This is a genomic window from Hydrogenivirga sp., from assembly GCF_056450045.1.
This window is the reverse complement of the sequence record NZ_JBWONM010000182.1, coordinates 1-4,832: the sequence shown is the minus strand read 5'-3', so window position 1 is coordinate 4,832 and position 4,832 is coordinate 1. Positions and strand designations below refer to the sequence as shown.

Genomic DNA, 4,832 nt, shown 5'->3' with positions numbered 1-4,832 from the left:
GTCATACTCTCGGGGATAGGGTGCCACGGGAAGATAGTTGATTACATAGACCTCAGCAGCTTTTACTCCATCCACGGCAGGGTTCCGCCGACTGCAACGGGTATAAAGCTTGCCAACCCAGACCTCAAGGTTATAGGCTTTGTTGGAGACGGGGACATATACGCCGAAGGCGTCTCTCATCTCATCTTCGCCGCAAAGAGGAACACCGACATAACCCTTATAGTTCACGACAACAGAGCCTACAGCCTGACCACCGGTCAGTTCACACCGACGAGCCCTTCCCACTTCCGGGGAAAATCAACCCCTGAGGGACCGCCGGAGGACCCCATGAACCCTATAGCACTGATGCTGGAGTCTGGCGCTACCTTCGTCGCAAGGGGGTATGCGGGATACACCGAGCACCTCAAGAACATCATCAAGGAGGCTATACTCCACAGAGGCTTTTCCTTCGTTGATGTGCTCCAGCCCTGTGTGGTCTTTTACAACACCTACGACCTTTACAACAGGATGACCTACAGGCTTGAGGATGTCGGACACGACCCCACGAACTATGAGGAGGCTTACAGAAGGGCTAAGGAGTGGGATTACAACAGCGAGGACACAAAGATACCCATTGGTATCTTCTACAGAACGGAGAAACCCACCTATGAGGAGAGGCTCCTCGGCGTGAGTTATGACTAAGCTTATCCCCAAAGGGGAGATATTCAAACTGCTGGAGATCCTCCTTGAAGAGGGCTACGATGTGGTCGCCCCCGTTCTGAGGGACGGTGTGATATCCCTTGAAGGGATAAGCTCTCCAGAGGAGATGGCAACGGGGGTTCAGGAGGAGCAGGAGAAGGGTAGTTACAGGGTTGAGGAGGGAGAGCTCTTTTTCGGGTACGTCCACGGATACGACTCGCTGAAGAGGTTCCTGCACCCTCCGAGGACAAGCCTGATGAGGATAACGCCCGACCTCAAGCAGGAGTTCCCGCTTCAGAGAAAGAGATATGCCTTTGTGGCTCTGAGGGGCTGTGACCTGAGGGCTTTTGAGATACTGGACGATGTGTTCCTCGGTGAGCAGAAGGACCCCTACTACGCCTCCCTGAGGGAAGGAGCCTTCATCGTTGCTCTGAACTGTCCGAGACCCTCCTCCACCTGCTTCTGCACATCTATGGGAACAGGTCCCGAGGTCAAAGAAGGCTACGACATCCTTATCTCTGAGATCGGAAAGGGCTTCCTTCTCAGAGCGGGGAGCGAGAGGGGAGAGGAGATAGTCAGCAGACTTGAAGGAAGGGAGGTAAGTGAAGAGGAGCTAAGGGAGGAGAGGGAGGTAATTGAGAGGGCTGAGAGCCTGATAAGGAGGAGGGTAAGGACGGAAGGGCTTCCGGAGAGACTCCTTGACAGGATAGACTCACCGCTCTGGGATGAGATCGGGAAGAGGTGTTTAGCCTGCGGGAGCTGTGCCATGGTCTGCCCTACCTGCTTTTGCTATGAGGTTCTTGATGAGGTCTCTCTGGACGGAGGCGAGAGTTTCAGGGAGAGGAGATGGGACGTGTGCTTCAGGGAGAGTTTCTCTGCAATCCACGGCGTTCCCATCAGGGGGAGTATAAGCTCAAGGTACAGGCAGTGGCTCATGCACAAGTTCTCTTACTGGGTTGGTCAGTTCGGGAAGTTCGGGTGTGTGGGCTGTGGGAGGTGCATAACCTGGTGTCCGGTAGGCATAGACATAACGGAGGAGGTCAGGAGGATATCGGGGGATGGATAACCTCTTCGCCCTCAGGAAGGCTGAGATAGTAAAGGTGGTTGAGGAAAACAAAAGCACGAGGAGGTTCCTCTTCAGGGTTGATGGCTTCCCGCCCTTTAGACCCGGTCAGTTCAACATGATATACGTTTACGCCCAGGGGGAGGTTCCTATATCAATAAGCTCAACGAGGAGGGACCTCATAGAGCACACGGTCAGGCTCGTGGGTGAGGTGACTGAGGATCTCTTCCTCCTCAGGGAGGGGGATTTCGTGGGTATCAGGGGACCCTACGGGACCCACTTTCCCCTTGAGAAGTGGGAGGAGATGGACCTCATCCTTCTTGCGGGCGGTCTTGGTCTGGCGGACCTCAAGCCGGTCGTTGAGGAGGTTATAAAAAATAGGGAAAGGTACGGAAAGGTTTACCTCCTGATAGGTGCGAAGGACCCTTCGGGTTTCCTCTACAGGGAAGAGTACGACTTCTGGAAGAGTTATGTTCAGCTCATGCTGAGCGTTGACAAGCCCGTTGAGGGCTGGAGTGGGCACGTTGGCTTCGTTACCGACCTCCTTGAAGCTGTTGAGATCAATCCCGAGAGAACAGTCCTCATGACCTGCGGACCCGAGGTTATGATGGTGGTCGGAGCTAAGAAAGCCCTTGACCTTGGGATAGAGGAGGGGAGGATATACCTATCCATGGAGAGGCACATGAAGTGTGCTGTAGGGACATGCGGGCACTGCCAGTTCGGATACACCTTCGTGTGCAGGGACGGTCCCGTCTTCCCCTACTCAAGGGTAAAGCCCCTCCTCGGCGTCAGGGAAGTTTGACCACTACGAGGAAGTGGGAGGCACAGGATATACAGGGGTCAAAGCTCCTCACAACCTTCTCCGCCTCAACCCCCAGATCCCGTTTGTTCTCCCTCAGCCTCTTCAGTACAGCCTCCTCCATTACCCTCTGGTTCTGAGATGTCGGCGGAACTATGTTAGCCTCTACAACCTTCCCCTCCCTGTTAACCCTGTACCTGTGGTAGAGGATACCCCGCGGAGCCTCCGTCACACCAACACCTTCTCCCTCCCTCGGCTTCCAGGGTGTACAGGGCTCGCCTTCCAAGGAAACCCTCTCAAGGAGCCTCTTAGCCTCCTCCAGAGAGTAAAGGATCTCCACAGCCCTTGCAATTATGCTCTTGTAGGGATTGCTCATCGGGACCTTAACCTTCTCCCTTACCTCCGGCGGGAGGTACCTGTGGTTGTTGTTCAGCCTCGCCAGGGGACCGACCATGTAAGTTCCCCCTCCTCTCAGCCTCGCATAGAGGGCTGTTGAGTGGGGCTCCTGGTACTCCTCAACCTTCTCCTCAAACCTATCCTTCTCAACGCTCCACCCCCCGGAAGAGACTATCCTCCCCTCCGTTATCGGATAGGTATCAGCCTCTCCCAGGGATATCATCTCCCATTCTCCCTCCAGCTCCGGATACTCTAAGGATAGGGTTAGGTCAAGGAGCTCCTGAGCTAAGGGTACAGACCTCTCAACCTCCTGAAGGGTTGACTCTATCTGACCCTCCGAGGGAAGCTTGTAAAATCCCCCTACCCTGAGGTTTACCGGATGGATGGACCTCCCTCCTATGACCTCCATTATCCAGTTTCCAACCTTCCTCAGGGTCAGCCCCATGTTGAGGATGTCCTTCCTCTCCCTTGCGAGCTGGAGGAAGTTCTCCTTACCGAAGAAGTCGGGAAGGTGCAGGAAAAAGATGTGGGCGGAATGGCTGGCTATCCACTCCCCGCAGTATAAAACCCTCCTGAGTATCCTAACGCTTTCATTGACCTCAACCCCGAATATACTTTCAAAGGCTTCGGTCGCGCTCATCTGGTAGGCTACGGGACAGAGACCGCATATCCGGGCTACGGTGTCAAGGACCGCATCCGGCTCCTTACCTATGAGGAGCTTCTCAAAGAACCTCGGCGGTTCAAATATCTCAAGCCTCACCCCTTTAACCTCTCCGTCTTCAGTATCAACGAATAGCCTTCCGAGACCCTCAACCCTCTTAAGGGGGTCTATCCTTACCCTATCCAATCTCTCCCTCCACGACCTTTCTGAAGCTTTCCGAGTAGGCGTTTTCGTTCCTGAACAGCTCCTTTATCTCCTCTGGGGAGAGTCCCATCCCCCTGAACCAGCTCACGAGGGACTCAACGTTAGCCCCCTTGCAGGGACCAAAGCACCCGTAACAACCCCGCTTTACCGACGGACAGAGGGCACCGCAGCCGGACCTAACAACCGGACCGAGGCAGGGTATCCGGTAGGCGTCCATGACGCATACGTTCCCCCTCAGCTTACATTCCATACAGAGGGGGTAATCGGGTATCTCAGGTCTCCTGTTGTGGAGAACGGCTTTTATGAAGCTCTCCAGAGATCTCGGGTTTATGGGACAGCCGAATATCTCGTAGTCAACCTTGACGTGCTCCTTAACGGGTGTGCTCCTCTCAAGGACCTCAATGAACTCCGGGTTCGGGTAAACCTCCTTGAAGGAGCTAAGCTCTCCGAAGTTTCTAAGTGCCTGCACTCCTCCCGAAGTGGCGCAGGCTCCTATTGTCACCAGCATCTTTGATCTTTCCCTTATATCCTTTAGCTTTTTAGCCTCCTCCTCCGTAGATACGGAACCTTCAACAAAGGCTATGTCCATCTCCTCAGGCTCCCCAGCCCAGCCCCCGAGGAGCCAGTAAACGACCTCGCAGTGCTCCCATAAAGAGGGAAGGTCAAAAAAGTTCGCCTGACAGCCGTCGCAGGAGGACAGCTTGAATATCCCTATCTTCAGCTTTCTACCCATTACCCCTCCTGAGTATCAGTATAACCCCTCTAAGCTTATCTGCAGAGACCAATTTTGTTAACATAATTGTGATTATGTTAATAATATACATTGTAATACAAAAGGTATATAACTTTGCTCTGTATAATCTCAGCTGTTCCTATATTTAAAAAGATAAGTAATACGAAAATGTGCTAAAATCCCTTCCTATGAAGGGAGTTATCTCCTTCAGGCTGGAGCCCTCTCTTCTTGAGGAGCTTGATAGGGTTTCTAAGGAGGAGGGAAAGACTAGGACCGGGATAATAAAAGAAGCCATAAA

The 4,832-nt window shown here is 53.4% G+C and carries 6 protein-coding genes; 4 read left to right on the top strand and 2 right to left on the bottom strand.

The window, feature by feature from the left end; all coding sequences use genetic code 11:
- From AC1HCM_RS07610 to AC1HCM_RS07600, 3 genes are all read left to right on the top strand, one after another.
- A partial coding sequence (locus AC1HCM_RS07610) for a thiamine pyrophosphate-dependent enzyme (protein ID WP_479461168.1) occupies positions 1 to 681 on the top strand: 681 nt, incomplete at its 5' end.
- Positions 674 to 1,744, top strand: a complete 1,071-nt coding sequence (locus AC1HCM_RS07605) for a 4Fe-4S dicluster domain-containing protein (RefSeq protein ID WP_479461167.1) — start codon at positions 674 to 676, stop codon at positions 1,742 to 1,744. The genes AC1HCM_RS07610 and AC1HCM_RS07605, both read left to right, overlap by 8 nt.
- Positions 1,737 to 2,543 (top strand): FAD/NAD(P)-binding protein, encoded by an 807-nt coding sequence (locus tag AC1HCM_RS07600; RefSeq protein WP_479461166.1) that lies wholly within the window; start codon positions 1,737 to 1,739, stop codon positions 2,541 to 2,543. Before AC1HCM_RS07605 ends, AC1HCM_RS07600 begins: the two co-directional genes overlap by 8 nt.
- Here the strand turns inward: AC1HCM_RS07600 and AC1HCM_RS07595 are convergent.
- The gene (locus AC1HCM_RS07595; protein ID WP_479461165.1) at positions 2,530 to 3,783 is read right to left on the bottom strand and encodes a Ni/Fe hydrogenase subunit alpha; all 1,254 of its coding nucleotides are present in this window, start codon (positions 3,781 to 3,783) and stop codon (positions 2,530 to 2,532) included. The genes AC1HCM_RS07600 and AC1HCM_RS07595 overlap by 14 nt on opposite strands.
- Positions 3,776 to 4,534 (bottom strand): NADH-quinone oxidoreductase subunit B family protein, encoded by a 759-nt coding sequence (locus AC1HCM_RS07590; RefSeq protein ID WP_479461164.1) that lies wholly within the window; start codon positions 4,532 to 4,534, stop codon positions 3,776 to 3,778. The genes AC1HCM_RS07595 and AC1HCM_RS07590 overlap by 8 nt, the downstream gene beginning before the upstream one ends.
- 188 nt (positions 4,535 to 4,722) lie before the next feature.
- On the opposite strand from AC1HCM_RS07590, the gene AC1HCM_RS07585 reads away from it, so the two are divergent.
- Positions 4,723 to 4,832: ribbon-helix-helix protein, CopG family (locus AC1HCM_RS07585; protein ID WP_479461169.1), on the top strand; the 110-nt coding region annotated here is incomplete at its 3' end.

What these genes read in the sequence shown, in the direction of transcription:
- AC1HCM_RS07605 (WP_479461167.1), top strand. Translation starts at nt 674, where the DNA reads ATGACTAAGCTTATCCCCAAAGGGGAGATATTCAAACTGCTGGAGATC.
- AC1HCM_RS07600 (WP_479461166.1), top strand. Translation starts at nt 1,737, where the DNA reads ATGGATAACCTCTTCGCCCTCAGGAAGGCTGAGATAGTAAAGGTGGTT.
- AC1HCM_RS07590 (WP_479461164.1), bottom strand. Translation starts at nt 4,534, where the DNA reads ATGGGTAGAAAGCTGAAGATAGGGATATTCAAGCTGTCCTCCTGCGAC.